The sequence below is a fragment of the Methylobacterium sp. M6A4_1b genome (assembly GCF_053345175.1).
The window spans coordinates 98,574-119,493 of record NZ_JBKEZQ010000005.1 but is presented as its reverse complement, the minus strand read 5'-3'; the positions used below and the strand labels follow the sequence as shown (position 1 = coordinate 119,493).

Genomic DNA, 20,920 nt, shown 5'->3' with positions numbered 1-20,920 from the left:
GATCTCACCTCGTGGAAAGCGATGCCTCGAACGACGAAGGGCGGCGCCGGCCGCGCGGCACCTGCGTCGCCGGAGCGTGGGCGATGCGCAGGGCGAGGGCGGCGGCGAAGACGAAGAGCAGCGCCTCGGCGGCGAAGACGCTGGCATAGGCGTCGACGACCCGGGTCGTGACGAGGCGGGCGAGGTCCACCGCGACCGTGCCGAGGAAGCCGCCGGCCCCGAAGGCCACGCCCTGGGCCGCGCCCCAGACACCCATCCGAGTGCCGCGCTCGGCCTCGCCGCCGGCCCCGGCCAGCGCCATCATCGAGCCGATGGCCGCCACCGCGAAGATTCCGTTGAACACACCGAGGACGAAGACCGGCACCCGCAGGGGGAAGTCGGCGCCCGCGAGGCCGCCCCCGGCGATGGCGAGCAGCGCGAAGGCCGAGCCGACGCAGCCCAGCGTGGTCCAGACCTTGAGGGAGCCGAGCACCGGACCGCCGATGCCCATGGTCACGCCCGCCACGGTGAGCATGCCGGCGAGCACGCCGCCGTGCTGCAGGCCCGCGAGCTTGGTGGTCACCCCCGGCGTCATCGCGAAGACGAGGCCGGCGAAGGGTTCGAGGATCAGTTCCTGCGCGCTGTAGGCCAGCATCGCCATGAAGATGAAGACCGTGAAGCGCCGGGATTCGGGCTCGGCCCAGACCCGTGCCAGCACCTCGCGGAAGGGACGCTTCTCGGCCGCCTCGGAACCCGACGACGGGCGCGATGCCGGCTCGACGCCGCGCAGGGCCAGGGCGGCCAGGGTGAACGCGACGAGGGAGACCGTGCCGGACACCGCGATCAGCCGCGCGCCCGAGAAGGGATCCAGGAAATGCCCGGCCACGGGCGCGGTGATGGCGAAGCCCGCGATCATCATCACCCAGACCACGGTGGCGGCGGCCCCGCGGCGGCGCGCGTCGACGCCGGTGGCGAGGAGAACGAGGAGCGAGGTCCCGGCGGCGCCGGCGCCCATGCCGACCGTGAGAAACGAGAGCACCGCCAGAGCAAGGCCGGCGGTCTGGTGCGTCTCGGCGAGAGCGGTGGCCACGGCCGCACCGAAGCCCCCCAGCGACAGGGCCGCCATGCCGCCGATGATCCAGGGCGTGCGCCGGCCGGTGCGGTCGGAGCCGTAGCCCCAGCGCGGGCGCAGCACCTGCACCGCGTAGTGCAGGGCGATGAGTCCGCCCGGCACGATCGCCGGGAGGGCGAGCTCCACCACCATCACGCGGTTGATGGTCGAGGTCATGAGGACGACAACGGCGCCGAGCGCCGTCTGCACGAGGCCGAGCCGGACGATGGCGAGCCAGCCGAAGGATGGGTTCGGCATCACAGCCCCCCCTGGACGAGGGGCCGCAGGGCGAAGGCCGCCACCAGCATGCCCAGCACGTAGAGGGTGGTGCCGGTGCCGTTGTACCAGGCGGCCCGCTCGCGGGGCGCGGCGAGGAGGCGGCGCATCAGAACGAACTGCCCGAGCAGCAGGGCAGCGATCACCGTGCCGTGCCAGGGGCGGTTCCAGGCGAAGAGGCCGAGGATGACGGCGATCTGCGGCACCGCCATGACGAGGCAGGCGAGGCGGGCGGCTCCCAGGGTGCCGAGCTGCACGGGCAGGGACCGGATCCCGGTGCGGCCGTCGCCCTCCACCGACTTGAAGTCGTTGAGGGTCATGATGCCGTGGGCGCCGACCGAATAGAGCAGCGCCACGAGGAGCACCCGCCAGTCCGGTACGGCCGCCGCCATCACGGCGGCCCCGGTGAACCAGGGCAGGCCCTCGTAGCAGAGCGCGACCGCCGTGTTGCCCCACCAGCCGTTGCGCTTCAGGCGCAGCGGCGGCGCACTGTAGATCCAGGCCAGAACCAGGCCGAAAAGGGCGGCGCCGAGAATCCAGGGGCCCAGGGTCGCGGCGACGAGGAGCGACAGGAAGGTCCAGCCGAAGGCGACGTAGAGACCCCACCGCCCCGGCATGCGGCCGGACGGGATCGGCCGGTGCGGCTCGTTGATCGCGTCGACGTGGCGATCGTACCAGTCGTTGACCGCCTGCGAGGTCGCGCAGACCAGGGGACCGGCCAGGATCACGCCGGCGGCGATCACCGGCCACTGCCCGGAGGGCGAGGCCCCGGAGGAGACGACGCCACAGGTGAAGGCCCACATCGGCGCGAACCATGTGATCGGCTTCAGGAGCTCGACGAGGGCGCTGGGTGCAGGCGTTGCCATGGAGACGACGCTAGTTTTTCACACCCCAGAGTGTCAAGTTTGATTTACAACATTGTCGTGAGGCGGGACGCGCCGGGAACGATATTGCTGACCGGGAAGGGGGGTGTCGCGCTCTGTGATCAGGCGCGACGCCTCACGCCTCGTCGGCGGCGTCCCGTGCGTCGAGGTCGCCGATGCCGTAGCGATGCATCTTAGCGTAGAGGCCCTGCCGGCTCAGGCCGAGCATCTCGGCGGCCGAGGCGCGGTTGTCGCGGGTGATCCGCAGGGCGGCCTCGATGCAGAGGCGCTCGATGAGATCGGTCGATTCGCGCACGAGGTTCTTCATCGAGACGCGCCCGACGAGTTCGGTCATCTGCTCGGCCGAGCGCGGCAAATCGCGACCGCCGGACACGGCCGCCGCCCGCCGGGGGGTGGCGCGAAGGGTGAAGCCGATGCAGGGCTGACTGCCGCCCGTCACCGAGACGGCGGCGACCTCCACGTCCTCGATGTTGCCGTAGGCGCCGCGGATATGGGTCGGGAAGTGGCGGACGGAGCCGTGTTGGACCAGCGTCGCGAACAGCGCCGCGGCCTCCGATTCCTCGCGCCCGATCCAGGTGTCGAGCGGCCGGCCGCGAACCTGCTCCTCGGTGGCGAGCTGCACCAGATCGAGGAAGGCCGGGTTGGCCATGAGCACGCGCCGGGACTGGTCGGTGACGACGAAGCCCTCCGGCAGGTTCCGCAGGACGTCGAGGGCACCGGCACCGGTGCGTGCCGCGCCGGTCTCCACCAGCTCCGGCGAGGCGAGGCGCAGCAGGATGCTGGTGGCGTTCTCCTGCCGGAAGAGCGAGGCGGAGACGCGCACCGCGCCGCGTCCGTGCCCGAGCTTGGCTTCGAGATCGGCGGCCTGCCCGGTCACCCGGAGGCCCGCGAACAGCGATTCGAGGTCGCGGGCGCCGACCGCGTCGAACAGGTCGACGGCGTCCTGACCGACGATCCGCTTCTCGGCGCGTCCGATGAGGCGGGAAGCGGCCGGGTTCACTTCGGTGACCCGACGCGTCGCGGCGTCGACCACGAGGACCGGCTCCGAGCCGAGCTGGAAGAGCAGGCGGTAACGGGTCTCGGCTCCGCGCATGCGCAGGTAATCGCGCTCCAGCGCCTGCTGCGTCTCGGCCAGGGTCCGCTGCAGCGACGCCATCGCGCGCAGGTTGCGGCCGAGGACGAGGATCTGTCCGTCCTTGGCCAGCCGCATCGCGGCATAACGGACGGGCAGGTCGATGCCGGTCGGTGAAACGTGATTCACCTGGCGCCAGCGCGTGACCGCGTTCGGGGCGGCATCCTTGAGAAGGGCGGTGATCTTCGGGCGGCTCTCGACCGTCACCGTGTCGACCCAGGGACGACCCAGCCAGCTGTCGCAGCCCTCATCCGCGAGGTCGGCGCTGCCGAAGGTGGCCTCCCGGATCACGCCTTCGGCGTCGATGACCAGGGACAGGTCCGTCGCGGCAGCCACCAGTAATCCCGCCGCTTGCGCGTCGAGGGGGCCGAGGGAATTCTGAAACGCCGCAAGCGCATGGCTCGTGGCAGGAAGCGCCAGGCTGGTCACGGGTCACCACGTCTGGATGTGGTCGGGCAGGATGGAACGGAGAGAGGCTAATGCGATCGGGTACGTCTTTCAGCAGGGTCTGACTGGCAGATCAAGCAGGCATTCTGCGACGGACAGGGCCGAGCGGGCGTCGCCGGCGCTCGCATCGGCTCCGACGCGCCGGAAGCTGTCGGGATTCGCCGCGAAGGCTGGACCTCCAACCATCACCCGAAGCGCATCGTTCCGGGAGTTCCGGCGCAAGGCCGCCACGGTCTCGGTCATGGCCGGGAACAGGGTCTCGCAGGCGAGGGACAGGCCGACGATGTCGAACCATTCCTCGCGGACGCACCGGAGGCTGTCCTCCTCCGGCTGAGAGACCGTGCAGGTCACGGACCAGCCTGCCTCGCGGAAGAACTGCTCCACCACGGTCAGGCCAAACCTGTGGGAATCTCCGGGGCAGGGCAGCAACAGGATCTTCCGGTCGACGGGGGGAGCCTCCGGCTCGTTGCGAAAACGGCTGGTGACTTCCCGCATGATCCGCTGCAGCCGGCCCATGGCGCGCGTGACCTCGACGAAGTCGCAGAGGTCCTCTTCCCACAGCGTGCCGAGATGGCGGGCCGTCGGGGCGAGGAGATCGAGGAGGAGGCTGTCTGTCCCGAGGCCGCTCGCCAGCAGATCGGCGAGCCGAGCCTCCAGGTCGTCGCCGGCCGGATCGAGCATGAGCGCCGTGAAGGCCGCGATCTGCTCCTCGTTCGGCAGCACGTCCGTGGGTTCGGGCGCCGGCTCGACCCGGTGGGCCAGCATCAGACGCGGAATGATCTCGGATTCGACGACGCGCGCGAGGTCCCGCTGCAGGCGGATCGCCTGCCCGAAAACCGCGAGCTGGGCACTGATTCCAGCCTCGCACAGGTCTGCGACATCCCGGCTGGATGGTTCGTAACGCAATCGATCACCGAATTGCCTCACATCATCCATTGGTCCCTCCCAATGTGTCTGACGGCTTCGTGTCGGTTCGATCTTTCGCGTCGAATTCCGGGGCGTCGGAGTACACGCCTGGGTACCCCGGCGCCGGGGAGGGACAGCTATGCTTTCCCTGCATCGAAGCTGCACGATACGCTCGAAATGCGCTTTTTCAATACGGCCGCTATAACTATTTTGCATTCCGTGTGTCATCGGCTTTTGACGTAAAGCTGGCTTGACACTCGTGGACCGCCTTCCTAACCTCGCTCCAATGAGACCCGGCGACCTCGTCGCGAGGGGCTCCGAAAGGGGGGCGGACAGGATGATCCGGAGCGCGGACAAGCCAAGGCGGCCTCTCTACGACGCCGAGCAGCGCGCCCGTCGCGATGCGACCCGCTGGACGCTCGTCCAGGGCGTTCTCGCCCCGCTTCAATTCCTCGTGTTCGCCGTGAGTCTCGGGCTCGTCCTGCGCACCCTGTGGACCGGCGAGGGTGCGACGGCGGCGAACGCCTCCGTGGTGGTCAAGACCCTCCTCCTCTACGCGATCATGGTCACGGGCTCGATCTGGGAGAAGGCCGTGTTCGGCCGCTACCTGTTCGCGCCGGCCTTCTACTGGGAGGACATGGTCAGCATGCTGGTGCTGGCCGTGCACAGCGCCTACCTCGTAGCGCTGGCGACCGGCGCCCTCGACACCGGCGGGCTGATGCTCCTGGCGCTGGCGGCCTACGCATCCTACGCCGTCAACGCCGCTCAGTTCGTGCTCAAGCTCCGGGCCGCCCGGCTCCAGGCGGTACCGGCCGGCTTCCTCGCGGAGGCCGCGCGATGAACGCCCACGCCCCGATCCCCGATCTTACGGCTCCCGTTCTGGAGACGGGCTGCGACATCCGCCAGGAGCGCGGCCAGCGCGCGGTGTTCTGCGGGCTCACCGGCATCGTCTGGCTGCACCGCAAGATCCAGGACGCCTTCTTCCTCGTCGTCGGCTCGCGCACCTGCGCGCACCTCATCCAGTCGGCCGCCGGGGTGATGATCTTCGCCGAGCCGCGATTCGCCACCGCGATCCTCGACGAGCGCGACCTCGCCGGCCTGGTCGACGCGAACGAGGAGCTCGACCGGGTGGTGTGCCGCCTCATCGAGCGTCGCCCCGACATCCGCCTCCTGTTCCTCGTGGGCTCCTGCCCCTCGGAGGTGATCAAGCTCGACCTGTCGCGCGCGGCCCAGCGCCTGTCGCAGAGCTTTCATCCCGACGTGCGCGTGCTGAGCTACTCGGGCAGCGGCATCGAGACCACCTTCACGCAGGGCGAGGATGCCTGCCTCGCCGCCCTCGTCCCCGAAATGCCGCGGGCAGCCGAGAGCGCCGCAGCCGAGACCGCCGCGCCCGCGCTCCTCGTGGTCGGGGCGCTGGCCGACGTCGTCGAGGACCAGTTCGCCCGCCTGTTCGCCGATCTCGGCATCGCAGAGGTGGCCTTCCTGCCGGCGCGCCGCGCCGGGTCCCTGCCGACGGTCGGGCGCAACACCCGAATCCTCCTCGCCCAGCCGTTCCTGGCCGAGACCGCCCGTGCCCTCGAGGCGCGCGGCGCCAAGCGGATCGCCGCGCCGTTCCCCCTCGGCTCGGAGGGCACCACCGGCTGGCTCGCCGCCGCCGCCGAGGCCTTCGACGTGCCGGCGGAGCGCTTCGCGCGCGTCACCGCTCCGGGGCGCGCCCGGGCCGCGGTCGCCCTCGACCTCTACCGGGAGCGGCTCGCGGGCAAGCGGGTGTTCTTCTTCCCCGATTCGCAGCTCGAACTGCCGCTCGCCCGGTTCCTCTCGCGCGAGATGGGCGCCGAACTGATCGAGGTCGGCACGCCCTACCTGCACCGCCAGCACCATGCGCCCGAGCTTGCGCTCCTGCCCGCCGGCACCCGGGTGGTGGAGGGCCAGAACCTCGATGCGCAGATGGACCGCTGCCGCGCGGAGAAGCCCGACCTCACGGTCTGCGGCCTCGGTCTCGCCAATCCGCTGGAAGCCGAGGGTCTGGCGACCAAGTGGTCGATCGAGCTGCTGTTCACCCCGATCCAGGGCTACGACCAGGCCGGGGACCTCGCCGAACTCTTCGCGCGCCCGCTGAAGCGCCGCACCCGGCTGGAGGTCTGACGCGATGCAGCTGACGCTCTGGACCTACGAGGGCCCGCCGCATATCGGGGCCATGCGGATCGCCACCGCGATGAAGGGCCTGCACTACGTGCTGCATGCCCCGCAGGGCGACACCTACGCCGACCTGCTCTTCACCATGATCGAGCGGCGTGACGCCCGCCCGCCGGTGACCTACACCACCTTCCAGGCCCGGGACCTCGGCGCCGACACCGCCGCGATCTTCCAGGATGCCGTGGCGCAAGCCTACGAGCGCTTCCGTCCGGACGCGATGATCGTCGGGGCCTCCTGCACCGCCGAGCTGATCCAGGACGATCCGGGCGGCCTCGCCCGCGCCCTCGCCCTGCCGATCCCGGTGATTCCCCTGGAGCTCCCGGCTTACCAGAAGAAGGAGAACTGGGGCGCCTCGGAGACCTTCTACCGCCTCGTCCGGGCGCTCGCCGGCGGCACGCCGACGCCCCGCGAGGGGCGCCGCCCCCTCTGCAACGTCCTCGGCCCGACCGCGCTGGGCTTCCGCCATCGCGACGACCTCGTCGAGATCACCAAGATCCTCGGGGCGCTCGGCATCGACGTGAACGTGACCGCCCCGCTCGGCGCGACCCCGGCCGATCTCGGACGCCTCGGCGCGGCCGACTTCAACGTCGTGCTCTATCCCGAGATCGCCCGCGCCGCCGGTCTGCATCTCCAGAAGACCTTCGGACAGCCGATGGTCGAGATCGTTCCGATCGGCGTCCAGGCCACCATCCGCTTCGTCGAGGCGGTGGCCGCCGCGGCGAACGTCGACCCGGCCCCCGTCCTGGCCGGCGCGCCCTCGCGGCTGCCCTGGTACTCGCGCTCGGTCGATTCGACCTACCTCACCGACAAGCGCGTCTTCATCTTCGGCGACGCCACCCACGCGCTGGCCGCCGCCCGGATCGCCGCCACCGAACTCGGCTTCCGGGTGGTGGGTCTCGGGACCTACACGCGCGAATTCGCCCGCGAAGTCCGCGCAGAGGCGGCGCTGCACGGTATCGAGGCCACGATCACGGACGATTACCTCGATGTGGAAGCCGCCATCCAGGCCACCCAGCCGGAACTTGTGCTCGGCACGCAGATGGAACGCCACATCGCCAAGCGCCTCGGGTTGCCCTGCGCGGTGATCTCGGCCCCGATCCACGTCCAGGATTTCCCCGCCCGGCACTCGCCGCAGATGGGCTTCGAAGGCGCCAACGTCCTGTTCGACACCTGGGTCCATCCCCTGATGATGGGCCTGGAGGAGCACCTGCTCGGCATGTTCCGCGAGGATGCCGAGTTCCACGGCGCGGCCGCGCCCTCGCACCTGCCCCGGCACGGCACCGCGTCGGTCGAGGTCGCCGCCGAGGCGCCCGGCCCGGTCGAACCACCCGTCACCGCCGATGCCCTTTCCGCTCCGGCCGGGCCGATCGTCCTGACCTGGGCCTCGGAGGCCGAGAAGGAACTCAAGAAGATCCCGTTCTTCGTGCGGGGCAAAGCCCGCGCGAACACCGAGCGCTTCGCGCGGGAACGCGCCCTGCCGCTCATCACTCTCGAGACCCTGTACGATGCCAAAGCGCATTTCGGACGCTGAGCGCCCGGCGCTCCGGGTCGTCCTCGTGACGATGGACAATCACGTGGCGAGCGCGCTGGAGCGCGCACGCCAGCGCCTGACCCGCGAGCTGCCGGGTCTCGTCCTCGACTTCCACGCCGCGGCGGCCTGGGACACCGATCCGGCCGCCCTCGAGGCCTGCAAGGCCGACATCGCGCGCGCCGACATCATCGTCTCCACGATGCTGTTCATGGACGAGCACGTCCGGGCGATCCTGCCGTCGCTCCTCGCGCGGCGTCCGCATTGCGACGCGATGGTCGGCTGCCTCTCGGCCGGCGAGGTGGTGAAGACCACCCGGCTGAACCGCTTCGACATGGACGGCCCCAAGAGCGGCGCGCTGGAGTTCCTGAAGAAGCTGCGCGGCAAGCCCGGCGCCCAGGGCAACGGCGCCCGCCAGATGGCGATGATCCGGAAACTGCCCAAGATCCTGCGCTTCATCCCGGGCTCGGCCCAGGACGTGCGGGCCTATTTCCTCACCCTGCAATACTGGCTCTCGGGCTCGGACGAGAACATCGCCAACCTCGTGCGCTTCCTGGTCGGCCGCTATGCCGCCGGACCGCGCGAGAGCTGGCGCCGGATCGCGGCCGCGCCGGCACCGCTCAGCTACCCGGAGACCGGCCTCTACCATCCGCGCATGGCCGGCCGAATCGGCGAGGACGTGACGAAGGTGCCGGCGCCCGCCGGTCCCCTGAAGGGTCGCGTCGGCCTCCTCGTCATGCGCTCCTACGTGCTGGCCGGGAACACCGCCCATTACGACGGCGTCGTCGCGGCCCTGGAGGCGCGGGGCCTCGCCGTCGTGCCGGCCTTCGCCAGCGGCCTCGACAACCGCCCCGCCGTCGATGCGTTCTTCCGCGCCGACGGGCGCCCGACCATCGACGCGCTGGTCTCGCTCACCGGATTCTCCCTGGTGGGCGGCCCCGCCTACAACGATGCCGCCGGGGCACAGGCGCTGCTCTCCGAGCTCGACGTCCCCTACCTCGCGGCCCATGCCCTGGAGTTCCAGACCCTGGAGCAGTGGGAAGCGTCCGACCGCGGCCTCTCGCCGGTCGAGGCCACCATGATGGTGGCGATTCCCGAACTCGACGGCGCCACGGCTCCGATGGTCTTCGGCGGACGCTCCAGCCGCTCGCTGGGCGCCAGCGCCCGCGACATGGTCGTGCATCCCGAACGCGCCGACATGCTCGCCGCGCGCATCGAGCGCCTCGTCGCCCTGCGCCGCAAGGCGCGGGCCGAGCGCCGGGTCGCCGTCGTCCTGTTCGGCTTCCCGCCCAATGCCGGCAGCATCGGCACCGCCGCCTTCCTGTCGGTCTACCACTCGCTTCACAACACCCTGACGGCGATGAAGGCCGAGGGCTACGCGGTCGAGGTCCCCGAGAGCGTCGACGCCCTGCGCGAGGCGGTGCTCGCCGGAAACGCCGCTCGGTTCGGAACGCCCGCCAACGTCCACCATCGCATTCCCGCCGACGAGCATGTCCGGCGCGAGCGGCATCTGGCCGAGATCGAGGCCCAGTGGGGTCCGGCGCCGGGGCGCCAGAACAGCAACGGCGCGCAGATCTTCGTGCTCGGCGCCCAGTTCGGAAACGTCTTCGTCGGCGTCCAGCCGGGCTTCGGCTACGAGGGCGACCCGATGCGGCTGCTCTTCGAGCGCGGTTTTGCCCCCACCCATGCCTTCTCGGCCTTCTACCGCTACCTGCGCGAGGATTTCCGTGCCGATGCCGTGCTGCATTTCGGGACCCACGGGGCGCTCGAATTCATGCCCGGCAAGCAGACCGGCCTCTCGGGCGCCTGCTGGCCGGAACGCCTGATCGGCGCGCTGCCGCACGTCTACCTCTACGCCGCCAACAACCCCTCCGAGGGCCTTCTCGCCAAGCGCCGCTCCGCCGCGACCCTGGTGAGCTACCTGACCCCGAGTCTCGCCCAGGCCGGTCTGTATCGCGGCCTCATCGACCTCAAGGCGTCCATCGAGCGTTGGCGCGCCCTGGAGCCCGAGGCCGTGGGCGAGCGCAGAGACCTCGCCGAGCTGATCCAGGCGCAGGGGGCCGGCCTCGACCTCGTGGCCGCGGAGCCGGCCTGGAATGCCGACCTCGCCGGTCACGTCCACCGCCTGGCGGTCGCCCTGCACGAGCTGGAGCACACCCTGATCCCGCACGGTCTTCACGTGACCGGCGCGGCGACCCCGCCCGAGGAGCGGGTCGACATCCTCCTCGCCCTCGCGGAGGCCAGCCATGGTCTCCTGCCGAGCCGCGCCGGAATCCGCGCTCTGGTCGACGGCGAGGCCGTCGACTCCGCCCTGGCGCAGGCCGGCCTCGACCTCACCGAAGCGCACCGCGAAGCCTTCGCGGCCCTGCGCGAGACCGATCTCCTGTTGTCACAGGATCATGAGATCCGGGGACTGCTCGCCGCCCTCGACGGTCGCTTCATCGCTCCCGTGGCCGGCGGCGACCTCCTGCGGAATCCGGGCATCCTGCCCACCGGCCGCAACCTGCACGGCTTCGATCCCTACCGGCTTCCCTCGGCCTTCGCGCTCGCCGACGGCGCGCGTCAGGCGGCCCGCCTGCTGGCGCGCTACGGCGACGAGGGCGCGGCGCTGCCCGAGAGCATCGCCCTCGTCCTGTGGGGGACCGACAACCTGAAGAGCGAGGGCGGGCCCATCGCCCAGGCGCTCGCGCTCATCGGCGCCGCACCACGCTTCGACGGCTACGGCCGGCTCTGCGGCGCGACCCTGATCCCGCTGGACACCCTCGGGCGCCCGCGCATCGACGTGGTCGTCACCCTGTCGGGGATCTTTCGCGATCTTCTGCCCCTGCAGACCAAGCTCCTGGCGGAGGCCTCCTACCTCGCGGCCATCGCCGACGAGCCGGAGGAGCGGAACTTCGTCCGCAAGCACGCCCTCGCGCTCCAGGCCGAGCACGGCATCGACCTGGAGACCGCCGCGCTCCGGGTCTTCTCCAACGCGGAGGGCACCTACGGCGCCAACGTCAACGCGCTCGTGGAATCCGGCCGCTGGGAGGATGCCGACGAGATCTCCGAGACCTTCGCGCGGCGCAAATCCTTCGCCTATGGCCGCACCGGCGTGCCGAGCGCCCAGCGCGCCCTGATGGGAAGCGTGCTGGCCACCGTGGACCTCGCCTACCAGAACCTCGATTCCGTCGAGGTCGGCGTGACCTCGGTCGACCATTACTTCGACGGTCTCGGCGGCATGGGCCGCGCCGTCGCCAAGGCCCGCGGCGAGGCCGTGCCGATCTTCATCAGCGACCAGACCCGCGGCGAGGGCGTGGTGCGCTCGCTGACCGAGCAGGTCTCCCTGGAGACCCGCACCCGGATGCTCAACCCGAAATGGACCGAGGGCATGCTCGGCCACGGCTACGAGGGCGTGCGCCAGATCGAGGCGCATCTCACCAACACCCTGGGCTGGTCGGCCACCACCAACGGCGTCGCCCCCTGGATCTACCAGCGCATCACCGAGACCTACGTCCTCGACCCCGCCATGCGCGAGCGCATGGCGGCCCTCAACCCGACCGCTTCGGCCAAGGTGGCTCACCGGCTGATCGAGGCGCACCAGCGCGGCTTCTGGACCCCCGACGCGGAGACGCGCGACGCGCTCGACCGCGCCGAGGAGGAACTCGAGGACCGCGTCGAAGGCATCACCGCAGGGGTCGCCGCATGAACATCGCCATCCGCAATCCGGTCACCGCGCGCCGCCCCGAGGGCAGCGTCCAGGTGGAACTCGACCCGAACCTCAAGATCGGCACCGCCAAGGTGTTCGCGGTCTACGGCAAGGGCGGCATCGGCAAGTCGACCACCTCGTCGAACCTGTCGGTGGCGTTCTCCAAGCTCGGGAAGCGCGTCCTGCAGATCGGCTGCGACCCCAAGCACGATTCGACCTTCACGCTCACGAAGCGCCTGGCGCCGACGGTGATCGATGCCCTGGAGGCCGTGCAGTTCCACTCCGAGGAGCTGCGCATCGAGGACTTCGTCGCCGAAGGCTACAACGGCGTCATGTGCGTCGAGGCCGGCGGCCCCCCGGCGGGCACCGGCTGCGGCGGCTACGTCGTCGGCCAGACGGTGAAGCTCCTGAAGGAGCACCACCTCCTGGAAGACACCGACGTGGTGATCTTCGACGTGCTCGGCGACGTGGTCTGCGGCGGCTTCGCCTCGCCGCTCCAGCACGCCGACCAGGCCCTCATCGTCACCGCCAACGACTTCGATTCCATCTTCGCCATGAACCGGATCGTCGCGGCGATCCACGCCAAGGCGAAGAACTACCCCGTGCGCCTCGGCGGGGTCATCGCCAACCGCTCGGCCAAGACCGACGAGATCGACCGCTTCAACGCCGCCGTCGGCCTGGAGCGCATCGCCCACTTCCCCGATCTCGATGTGGTCCGGCGCTCGCGCCTGAAGAAGTCGACCCTGTTCGAGATGGAGGAGACGCCCGAACTCCTGGCCGTCACCACCGAATACATGCGCCTCGCGGCCCACCTCTGGGCCGGCGGCAAGCCGCTCGACGCGATCCCGATGAAGGACCGCGACCTGTTCGAATTCCTCGGCTTCGATTGAGCGGGCGCCCCACCATGACCTCGCACAGCTACGCCGCCCGCCGCTCCCAGCTCACCACCTACTTCGACCGCACCGCCGTCGAGGCCTGGGCCCGGCTGACCTCGGATGCGCCGGTCTCGAAGATCCGCGCCACCGTGCGGGCCGGGCGCGACGCCATGCGGGCCAATCTCCTGTCCTGGCTTCCCGCCGACCTGACCGGCAAGCGCCTGCTCGATGCCGGATGCGGCACCGGAGCCCTCAGCCTGGAGGCCGCGCGCCGCGGGGCCGAGGTCGTCGCCATCGACGTCTCGCCGACGCTGATCGGGCTCGCCCGGGAGCGCACCACCCTGTCGGGTCCGGGCCACATCGACTTCCGGGTCGGCGACATGCTCGATCCCGCCCTCGGCCGCTTCGATTTCGTCGTCGCGATGGATTCGCTGATCCACTACGCCACGCCCGACATCGTCGCGGCGCTGGCTCAGCTCAGCGCCCGCACCGACGCCGCGATCCTGTTCACGGTGGCGCCGCGCACGCCGCTCCTCACCCTGATGCACATGGCCGGCCGGGCCTTCCCGCGCGGCGACCGGGCGCCCGCCATCGTCCCGGTCGGCGAGGCGGACCTGCGCCGTCGCGTGGCCGCGGAGCCGGCCCTGGCCGATATCCGGATCGGCCGCGCACACCGGGTGAACAGCGGGTTCTACCTGTCCCAGGCCTTCGAACTCCGGCGGGCGCCATGACCCGCCTTGGCGCTTCCATGGCCCGCGCGATCCAGCGCGTCGGCCCCGGCTTCCTGCCCTTCGCCGACGCGGCGACGGCGGAGTTGCCCATGGGGCGCCTGCTGCGGCTCGCCCTGTTCCAGGTCACGGTCGGCATGGCCGCCGTGCTCCTCATCGGCACCCTCAACCGGGTGATGATCGTCGAGCTGGCGGTCCCGGCCTGGATCGTGGCCGTGATGCTCTCGCTGCCGCTGATCTTCGCGCCGTTCCGGGCGCTCGTCGGCTTCCGCTCGGACACCCACCGCTCGGTGCTGGGCTGGCGCCGGGTGCCCTACATCTGGTTCGGCACGCTGCTGCAGTTCGGGGGCCTGGCCATCATGCCCTTCGCCCTGCTGATCCTGTCGGGCGACACCACCGGGCCGGCCTGGCCCGGGCACCTCGCCGCCGCGCTCGCCTTCGTGATGGTGGGTGCGGGTCTCCACACCACCCAGACCGTGGGCCTGGCGCTCGCCACAGACCTCGCCCCGGCCCATGCCCGCCCCCGGGTCGTGGCGCTCCTCTGCGTCATGCTGCTGGCCGGCATGGTGGTCAGCGCCGTCGTCTTCGGGCTGCTGCTGGCGGATTTCTCGGCCCTGCGCCTGATCAAGGTGATCCAGGGCGCGGCGCTCCTGACCGTCGTGCTCAACGGCATCGCCCTGTGGAAGCAGGAGCCCCGGTCGCCCAGCCGCACGGCGCGCGAACTGCCCCGGCCGGCCTTCTCGGAATCCTGGGCGCTCTATGCCGGCAAGGGCCGGGCGCGGCGCCGCCTCGTCGCCACCGGCCTCGGCACCGCCGCCTTCTCGATGCAGGACATCCTGCTGGAGCCCTATGGCGGGCAGATCCTGCACCTGCCGGTGGCGGCCACCACGGCGCTCACCGCGCTGCTGGCCGGCGGCGGCGGCATCGGCCTCCTGGTGGCCGCGCGCTGGCTCGACCGGGGCGGCGACGCCTTCCGGGTCGCGGCCTCCGGCGCGGTGGTCGGCATCGCGGCCTTCTCGGCCGTGGTCTTCGCCGCGCCCCTCGATTCCGCCCGCCTCTTCGCCGTGGGCGTCGCCCTGATCGGCCTCGGCGGCGGCCTGTTCGCCCACGGAACCCTGACGGCCTCCATGGCCAAGGCCGGCCCGGACGATACGGGCCTGGCGCTGGGCGCCTGGGGCGCCGTCCAGGCGAGCGCCGCCGGCCTCGCCATCGCGGCCAGCGGCATCCTGCGCGATCTGGGCGCGCATCTGGCCGAATCCGGACATCTCGGCGAGGCGCTGAACCTGCCCTCCACCGGATACCTCATCGTCTACCACATCGAGATCGCGCTGCTGTTCGCGACGCTGCTGGCCATCGGCCCGCTCGTCCGGCCTGAGAGCCGCACGCCGCTCGCTCGATCCTTGCCCCGCTCAGCCTGAAGGAGACCGGACATGCCGAGAGGTGAAATCACGGGCTACGTCGACGTCGCGCAGGTGGTCCTTTACGCGTTCTGGATCTTCTTCGCCGGCCTCGTCTTCTACCTGCGCCGGGAGGACCGCCGCGAGGGCTATCCCCTGGAATCCGAGGCCGCCCGCGGCCGGGCGATGCCGCCGGATCCGTTCCTGATCCCGTCGCCGAAGGAATTCCTCCTCTCCAACGGCCACGTGAAGCACGCGCCCCAGACGGGCGAGCGCACCCCCTGGAACTACCGCGGCCACAAGCACGAGGTCTGGCCGGGCGCGCCCCTGGAGCCCGACACGGACGGCCTGCACGACGCCATCGGTCCCGGCGCCTACGCCGACCGCGAGGACAGCCACGACGAGACCTGGGATCGCGAGAAGCGCATCGTGCCCCTGCGGGTCGCCGACCACTTCGTGGTCCACGAGCTCGGTCCGAACCCCATCGGCATGTCGGTGTTCGGCGCCGACCGGCAGGTGGCCGGCACGGTGAGCGACCTCTGGGTCGACCGGGGCGAGTCGATGGTGCGCTACTACGAGGTCGAGCTCGGGGCCGGCGGCCGGCGGGTGCTGATGCCCGCCACCTTCTGCCGGACCGGCCGCTTCTCGCAGAAAGTCACGACCGAGGCGCTGCTGGCGCACCAGTTCGCCGACATCCCCACCACCAAGGATCCGGATTCGGTCACCCTCAACGAGGAGGAGCGGATCATGGCCTTCTTCGGCGGCGGCACCCTCTACGCGACCCCCACCCGCCAGGAGGCCATCCTGTGAGCCGGTCCACCGCGCGGCGCGCGCCGCACCTCCCCGCCAACGCCTTCGACGCCCCCCCCGGCCTGCCCGCGCCGCTGCCGGCCGGCGAGCACATCCTCTGGCAGGGCCGCCCCTGCGGCTTCGGCATCGCCTTCCGGGCGCTGCATCTGACCCTCGTCGGGTCCTGGTTCGCCGGGCTCGCCCTCTGGGCGGCGCTCCCGGCAGCCCTGTCCGGACAAGCGCTGGAGGCCGCGTCCCTGGCGCTGCCCACCCTCGCGATCGGAACCGGCGCGGTGCTGCTGCTGGCCCTTCTCGGCTGGCTCTCGGCCCGCACCACGACCTACACCATCACCAACCGCCGGGTGGTCATGCGGGTGGGCATCGCCCTGCCGATGACCCTGAACCTGCCCTTCTCCCTGGTGGAGGAGGCCGGCTGCCACCTCTACCGCGACGGCAGCGCCGACCTGCCCCTGCGCCTGCGCCCGGGCAACCGCGTCGCCTATCTGCACCTGTGGCCGCATGCCCGGCCCTGGCACGTGAACCGGCCCGAGCCGATGCTGCGCACGGTCGCGCGGGGCGGCGAAGTCGCCGAGATCCTGGCCCGTGCCCTCGCGGCACACCGGGAAGCGCCGGAGGAGGTGGCCGGACCCGTCGTGCTGCGACCGCGCGTGGCGCCCGGCCCCCGCCTCGCGACGGCGAGCTGAGCCGATGAACCCGCATCCCCTCGCACGGACCGCCGGCCGCACCTCGCGGAGTCTCGTCGCGGGGGTCGGCCTCCTCGTCGCCTTCGCCGTGCTGGCTATCACGGTCGGCCGGGTCGAGAGCGTCGGCCTCACGCGGATGGAGCCGGCCCGGCCGGTTCAGAGCCTCGCCCTGCGGGTGGACGATGCGGCGGACGGCTCGATCGCGCTGCGGGATGCCGAGCGGGGCGACCTCGTCGCCACGGTCCGGCCGGGGGAGGACAACTTCATCCGCGCCACCCTGCGGGGCTTCGCGCAGAGCCGCCTGCGGGCCGGCCTCTCCCGCGAGGTGCCGTTCCGGCTGACGCGCTTCGACGACGGCTCCCTGCGCCTCGACGATGCGCTCACCGGCCGCAGCGTGGATTTCGGTGCCTTCGGCCCGTCGAACTACGCCGCCTTCGCGCGATTGATGCCCGCCGAACCCATGCTCGCCCAAGATGTGTGCCCGACCGCCTTGCCATCGGGCGGTATTCCGGGGTCTTGTGACGGGGTGCCCGCGAACGCCGAACCGTCAAGGAATTCGGCGAAGGGCGCGAAGGGAGCCGCACCATGATGGCTTGGCTGAACGGACGTCGCACCGTCGACGTCCCCTGTACCGTCGAGATCGAGCAGACCTCGGAAAGTCTGCATGCCCACGTGGTCCTCGACGCCAATTTCGAGATCGAGCCCGGCGACGCCGTGCAGGTGCACGACGCCCCGACCTCCGTCCCCTACGGCGAGCGCCTCGTCGTCCGGCGCACCGCCACGGTGACCCGCGCCGGACGCCTCGAACGGCTCTGGACGAAGCTCGCGGGCCACCTCGAACTCACCGAGCTCTACGAAGTCAGCTTTTCCGAGAGGAGGCGCCTGTGACCGCAGCGATCCAGCAGCCCACCGCAAAGACGCCGATGCCGAAGCTGCCCATGAACGAGGGCACCAAGGCCGCCCAGGAAACGACCTTCCTGTCGCCGCGCTTCTACACCACCGACTTCGAGGAACTCGACCGCACCGACGTCGAGCCCGTGCGGGCGGAGTGGAACAAGCTCATCGCGGAGCTGCGCGCCGACCCGAACAAGCGCCACTTCACCCGGAACGAGGAGTTCGACCTCGACATGTCCGGGCTCGACCCGGCCCTGCGCAAGGAGTTCATGGACTTTCTGGTCTCGTCGATCACTGCCGAGTTCTCGGGCTGCGTGCTCTATGCCGAGATGCGCAAGCGCGCGAAGAATCCCGACATCCGCGAACTCTTCGGCTTCATGAGCCGCGACGAGGCACGCCATGCCGGCTTCATCAACGACGTGCTGAAGGATTTCGGCATCGGCGTCGATCTCGGCTTCCTGACGAAGTCCAAGAAGTACACCTTCTTCCGGCCGAAGTTCATCTTCTACGCCACCTACCTGTCCGAGAAGATCGGCTACGCCCGCTACATCACGATCTTCCGTGAGCTGGAGCGCAACCCGGAGCGCCGCTTCCATCCGATCTTCAAATGGTTCGAGAAGTGGTGCAACGACGAGTTCCGCCACGGCGAGGCGTTCGCGCTCCTGATGCGGGCCAACCCGAAGCTGACCTCGGGCGTCAACCGCTACTGGATCAAGTTCTTCCTGCTCGCGGTCTTCGCGACCATGTATGTCCGCGACCATTGCCGCCCCGCCTTCCATGAGGCGCTCGGCGTCGATCCGAGCGACTACGACTTCCAGGTCTTCCGGATCACCTCTGAGATCTCGAAGCAGACCTTCCCGCTCACCCTCGACCTCGAAAACCCGCGCTTCAAGCAGGCGCTGGACCGGCTCCTGGCCTGCTCGATCGGGATCGCCGACGCCAAGGCGCAGGGCGGTCTCCTGGGCAAGCTGAAGCACGGCGCCTGGATCGCCGCCTCGGCGGTGAACTTCGCCCGGCTCTACGCCCTGCCGACCCTCGACAACCCGATGCCGGCGGAGATCCGCCTCGAGCCGGTCTGGTAGGATGGCGGCCTACGCGCTTCCCGCCCTCTACGCGGTGCTGGTCTGGTGGTTCTCCACCGGCCTCATCCTGCTCCTCGACCATCGCCCGCGCGCCACCCACGCGGCCAGCATGGTCGCGGGCACGGGCGTGCTCGCCCTGGCGCTCTGGGCCATCGGCGCCTCGGCCGGGGATGCCAGCGAGGGAAGCGCGTACATCGCCTTCACGGCGGCCCTGGTGGTCTGGGGCTGGCAGGAGATGAGCTACTACATGGGCTTCGTCTCCGGCCCGCGGGCGGTGGGCTGTCCCCCGGGTGCCCGGGGCTTCCAACGCTTCCGGGCGGCGGCGGCTACCAGCCTCTGGCACGAGGCGGCCATCGTGGCCGGCGGCCTCGCGATCCTGGCCCTGACCTGGGGCCAGCCGAACCACTTCGCCCTGTGGACCTACCTGGTCCTCTGGGGAATGAACCTCTCGGCCCGCCTCAACCTGTTCCTCGGGGTGCGCAACCTCAATGCCGAGTTCCTGCCCGAGCACCTCGCCTATCTCGGCAGCTACCTGCGGGTGCGCGCCATGAACCCGCTGTTCCCGGTCTCGGTGACGGCGGCCGGCCTCGCCACCGCCGCCCTGGTGCTGGCGGCGCTGGCCGAGGGCATCACGGCCCACGAGGTCGCGGGCTTCAGCATCCTGGCGACCCTCATGGCGCTCGCCACCCTGGAGCACGGCTTCCTGATGCTGCCGCTGCCCTCGGCCGCGCTCTGGCAGTGGAGCCTGCCGAAGGTGTCCGGCTCCGGTCCGGTGCCGTCGCCGGTCCCGGCCGCGCGCGGGGAGGGCACCCGCGTCGGCGAGCCGTGCCTCGCCGAGGCGGAGAGACATTGAAATCACCCGGACCGCCCCGGCGGACCGGCTCAATCGACGCCGCCGCGGCGGCAGGAGAGGCGAGCGGGCCAGAACCCGCCGTGCAACGAGGGAAGGGGACGGGCATGAACTACGAAGAGATCTTCGGCTCTGCTTTGGCCGGCCTGCACCGCGAGGGGCGCTACCGCGTCTTCACCGACCTCGAACGGCAGGCGGGCCGCTTCCCGCACGCGACGCACCACACCCCGGCCGGAACGCGGCCCGTCACGGTCTGGTGCTCCAACGACTATCTCGGCATGGGCCAGCATCCGGCCGTCCTCGGCGCCATGCACGAGGCGCTGGACCGCTGCGGCGCCGGAGCCGGCGGCACCCGCAACATCTCGGGCACCAATCACTACCACGTGCTGCTGGAGCGCGAGCTCGCCGACCTGCACCGCAAGGAGGCAGCCCTCCTGTTCACCTCCGGCTACGTCTCGAACTGGGCGGCGCTCGGCACCCTCGGGTCGCAGATGCCCGGCTGCGCCGTCTTCTCGGACGCCGGCAACCACGCCTCGATGATCGAGGGGATCAAGGCCAGCCGGGCCGAGCGCCACATCTTCCGCCACAACGATCCCGAGGATCTCGACCGCAAGCTGCGCCTGGTCGACCCCGCCCGCCCGAAGATCGTGGCCTTCGAATCGGTCTACTCGATGGATGGCGACATCGCCCCGATCGCGGAGATCTGCGACGTCGCCGAGGCGCACGGCGCGCTGACCTATCTCGACGAGGTCCACGCGGTCGGCCTCTACGGGGCACGCGGCGGCGGCATCTCGGAGCGCGACGGGCTGGCCCATCGCCTCGACGTCATCGAGGGCACCCTCGGCAAGGCCTTCGGGGTCCATGGCGGCTACATCACGGGATCGACCAAGCTCTGCGACTTCGTGCGCAGCTTCGCCTCGGGCTTCATCTTCACCACCTCGCTGCCGCCGGCCGTCGCCGCGGGTGCGGCGGCCAGCATCCGCCACCTCAAGGCCAGCGGCGCGGAGCGCGCCCGGCACCAGGAGCGGGCCGCCACGGTGCGGGCGCGCCTCGACGCCGCCGGCATTCCCTACCTGTCCAACGAGAGCCACATCGTGCCGGTGATGGTCTACGACCCGGTGCTGTGCAAGGCGATCAGCGACACCCTGCTCGAGGAGTTCGGCATCTACGTCCAGCCGATCAACTATCCCACCGTGCCGCGCGGCACCGAGCGCCTGCGCATCACGCCCTCGCCGCTGCACTCGGACGCTGACATCGACCATCTGGTCGGGGCCTTGAGAGCGATCTGGGCACGGATGGGCGTGCAGCGCGCCGCGGCCGAGTAGACGACGTGCAAGCCCTCCCCCGGTGCGGGGGAGGGTGCCTGCGGAGCAGGCGGGCCGGGACGAAGTCCCGCGAGAGGCGAAGGCGTTTCCGAACACGGTGCTCCCCTCAGCCGGCCGCGGACGGGGGCC

18 protein-coding genes are annotated in these 20,920 nt (G+C 70.9%); 14 read left to right on the top strand and 4 right to left on the bottom strand.

Annotated elements, in window-relative coordinates; all coding sequences use genetic code 11:
* Positions 1-4: 4 nt before the first annotated feature.
* The 4 genes from ACLBWX_RS07375 to ACLBWX_RS07360 form a co-directional block, all read right to left on the bottom strand.
* Positions 5-1,348, bottom strand: coding sequence for a BCD family MFS transporter (locus tag ACLBWX_RS07375; protein WP_447676421.1), 1,344 nt, complete (start codon positions 1,346-1,348; stop codon positions 5-7).
* Positions 1,348-2,232, bottom strand: a complete 885-nt coding sequence (gene chlG / locus ACLBWX_RS07370; RefSeq protein WP_447676420.1) for a chlorophyll synthase ChlG — start codon at positions 2,230-2,232, stop codon at positions 1,348-1,350. The genes ACLBWX_RS07375 and chlG overlap by 1 nt, the downstream gene beginning before the upstream one ends.
* Before the next feature lie 133 nt (positions 2,233-2,365).
* Positions 2,366-3,811, bottom strand: a complete 1,446-nt coding sequence (gene ppsR / locus ACLBWX_RS07365; RefSeq protein WP_447676419.1) for a transcriptional regulator PpsR — start codon at positions 3,809-3,811, stop codon at positions 2,366-2,368.
* Between the two features lie 69 nt (positions 3,812-3,880).
* Positions 3,881-4,735, bottom strand: coding sequence for a cobalamin B12-binding domain-containing protein (locus ACLBWX_RS07360; protein WP_447676418.1), 855 nt, complete (start codon positions 4,733-4,735; stop codon positions 3,881-3,883).
* A 337-nt stretch (positions 4,736-5,072) separates the two neighbouring features.
* Between ACLBWX_RS07360 and bchF the strand changes: the two genes are divergently transcribed.
* The 14 genes from bchF to hemA all read left to right on the top strand — a co-directional run bounded on the left by bchF (position 5,073) and on the right by hemA (position 20,791).
* Complete coding sequence (gene bchF / locus ACLBWX_RS07355; RefSeq protein WP_447676417.1) at positions 5,073-5,576, top strand: 2-vinyl bacteriochlorophyllide hydratase; 504 nt, start codon at positions 5,073-5,075, stop codon at positions 5,574-5,576.
* Positions 5,573-6,880, top strand: coding sequence for a ferredoxin:protochlorophyllide reductase (ATP-dependent) subunit N (locus ACLBWX_RS07350; protein ID WP_447676416.1), 1,308 nt, complete (start codon positions 5,573-5,575; stop codon positions 6,878-6,880). Before bchF ends, ACLBWX_RS07350 begins: the two co-directional genes overlap by 4 nt.
* Positions 6,881-6,884: 4 nt before the next feature.
* Positions 6,885-8,462 carry a ferredoxin:protochlorophyllide reductase (ATP-dependent) subunit B gene (gene bchB, locus ACLBWX_RS07345; RefSeq protein ID WP_447676415.1) on the top strand — a complete coding sequence of 526 codons (1,578 nt, stop codon included), beginning with the start codon at positions 6,885-6,887 and terminating at the stop codon, positions 8,460-8,462.
* Positions 8,437-12,147 (top strand): magnesium chelatase subunit H, encoded by a 3,711-nt coding sequence (locus tag ACLBWX_RS07340; protein ID WP_447676414.1) that lies wholly within the window; start codon positions 8,437-8,439, stop codon positions 12,145-12,147. Before bchB ends, ACLBWX_RS07340 begins: the two co-directional genes overlap by 26 nt.
* Positions 12,144-13,037, top strand: a complete 894-nt coding sequence (gene bchL, locus ACLBWX_RS07335; protein ID WP_447676413.1) for a ferredoxin:protochlorophyllide reductase (ATP-dependent) iron-sulfur ATP-binding protein — start codon at positions 12,144-12,146, stop codon at positions 13,035-13,037. The genes ACLBWX_RS07340 and bchL overlap by 4 nt, the downstream gene beginning before the upstream one ends.
* 14 nt (positions 13,038-13,051) lie before the next feature.
* Complete coding sequence (gene bchM, locus ACLBWX_RS07330) at positions 13,052-13,753, top strand: magnesium protoporphyrin IX methyltransferase (protein WP_447676412.1); 702 nt, start codon at positions 13,052-13,054, stop codon at positions 13,751-13,753.
* The gene (locus tag ACLBWX_RS07325) at positions 13,750-15,168 is read left to right on the top strand and encodes an MFS transporter (RefSeq protein ID WP_447676411.1); all 1,419 of its coding nucleotides are present in this window, start codon (positions 13,750-13,752) and stop codon (positions 15,166-15,168) included. The genes bchM and ACLBWX_RS07325 overlap by 4 nt, the downstream gene beginning before the upstream one ends.
* A 12-nt stretch (positions 15,169-15,180) precedes the next feature.
* Positions 15,181-15,957, top strand: a complete 777-nt coding sequence (puhA, locus tag ACLBWX_RS07320) for a photosynthetic reaction center subunit H (protein ID WP_447676410.1) — start codon at positions 15,181-15,183, stop codon at positions 15,955-15,957.
* The gene (puhB, locus tag ACLBWX_RS07315; protein WP_447676409.1) at positions 15,954-16,640 is read left to right on the top strand and encodes a photosynthetic complex putative assembly protein PuhB; all 687 of its coding nucleotides are present in this window, start codon (positions 15,954-15,956) and stop codon (positions 16,638-16,640) included. The genes puhA and puhB overlap by 4 nt, the downstream gene beginning before the upstream one ends.
* Positions 16,641-16,644: 4 nt before the next feature.
* Positions 16,645-17,229, top strand: a complete 585-nt coding sequence (gene puhC / locus ACLBWX_RS07310; RefSeq protein ID WP_447676408.1) for a photosynthetic complex assembly protein PuhC — start codon at positions 16,645-16,647, stop codon at positions 17,227-17,229.
* Positions 17,229-17,528 carry a hypothetical protein gene (locus ACLBWX_RS07305; RefSeq protein WP_056467648.1) on the top strand — a complete coding sequence of 100 codons (300 nt, stop codon included), beginning with the start codon at positions 17,229-17,231 and terminating at the stop codon, positions 17,526-17,528. The genes puhC and ACLBWX_RS07305 overlap by 1 nt, the downstream gene beginning before the upstream one ends.
* On the top strand, positions 17,525-18,616 hold the full coding sequence (gene acsF, locus ACLBWX_RS07300; protein WP_447676407.1) for a magnesium-protoporphyrin IX monomethyl ester (oxidative) cyclase: 1,092 nt from the start codon (positions 17,525-17,527) through the stop codon (positions 18,614-18,616). The genes ACLBWX_RS07305 and acsF overlap by 4 nt, the downstream gene beginning before the upstream one ends.
* Before the next feature lies 1 nt (position 18,617).
* Positions 18,618-19,469, top strand: coding sequence for a putative photosynthetic complex assembly protein PuhE (gene puhE, locus ACLBWX_RS07295; RefSeq protein ID WP_447676406.1), 852 nt, complete (start codon positions 18,618-18,620; stop codon positions 19,467-19,469).
* A gap of 104 nt (positions 19,470-19,573) precedes the next feature.
* Positions 19,574-20,791, top strand: coding sequence for a 5-aminolevulinate synthase (gene hemA, locus ACLBWX_RS07290; RefSeq protein ID WP_447676405.1), 1,218 nt, complete (start codon positions 19,574-19,576; stop codon positions 20,789-20,791).
* Positions 20,792-20,920 lie beyond the last annotated feature (129 nt).

Excerpts from the sequence above, each read along its gene's own strand:
- ACLBWX_RS07375 (WP_447676421.1), bottom strand. The coding sequence starts at position 1,348 with ATGCCGAACCCATCCTTCGGCTGGCTCGCCATCGTCCGGCTCGGCCTC.
- chlG (WP_447676420.1), bottom strand. The coding sequence starts at position 2,232 with ATGGCAACGCCTGCACCCAGCGCCCTCGTCGAGCTCCTGAAGCCGATC.
- bchF (WP_447676417.1), top strand. The coding sequence starts at position 5,073 with ATGATCCGGAGCGCGGACAAGCCAAGGCGGCCTCTCTACGACGCCGAG.
- ACLBWX_RS07350 (WP_447676416.1), top strand. The coding sequence starts at position 5,573 with ATGAACGCCCACGCCCCGATCCCCGATCTTACGGCTCCCGTTCTGGAG.
- bchB (WP_447676415.1), top strand. The coding sequence starts at position 6,885 with ATGCAGCTGACGCTCTGGACCTACGAGGGCCCGCCGCATATCGGGGCC.
- ACLBWX_RS07340 (WP_447676414.1), top strand. The coding sequence starts at position 8,437 with ATGCCAAAGCGCATTTCGGACGCTGAGCGCCCGGCGCTCCGGGTCGTC.
- bchL (WP_447676413.1), top strand. The coding sequence starts at position 12,144 with ATGAACATCGCCATCCGCAATCCGGTCACCGCGCGCCGCCCCGAGGGC.
- bchM (WP_447676412.1), top strand. The coding sequence starts at position 13,052 with ATGACCTCGCACAGCTACGCCGCCCGCCGCTCCCAGCTCACCACCTAC.
- ACLBWX_RS07325 (WP_447676411.1), top strand. The coding sequence starts at position 13,750 with ATGACCCGCCTTGGCGCTTCCATGGCCCGCGCGATCCAGCGCGTCGGC.
- puhA (WP_447676410.1), top strand. The coding sequence starts at position 15,181 with ATGCCGAGAGGTGAAATCACGGGCTACGTCGACGTCGCGCAGGTGGTC.
- puhC (WP_447676408.1), top strand. The coding sequence starts at position 16,645 with ATGAACCCGCATCCCCTCGCACGGACCGCCGGCCGCACCTCGCGGAGT.
- ACLBWX_RS07305 (WP_056467648.1), top strand. The coding sequence starts at position 17,229 with ATGGCTTGGCTGAACGGACGTCGCACCGTCGACGTCCCCTGTACCGTC.
- puhE (WP_447676406.1), top strand. The coding sequence starts at position 18,618 with ATGGCGGCCTACGCGCTTCCCGCCCTCTACGCGGTGCTGGTCTGGTGG.
- hemA (WP_447676405.1), top strand. The coding sequence starts at position 19,574 with ATGAACTACGAAGAGATCTTCGGCTCTGCTTTGGCCGGCCTGCACCGC.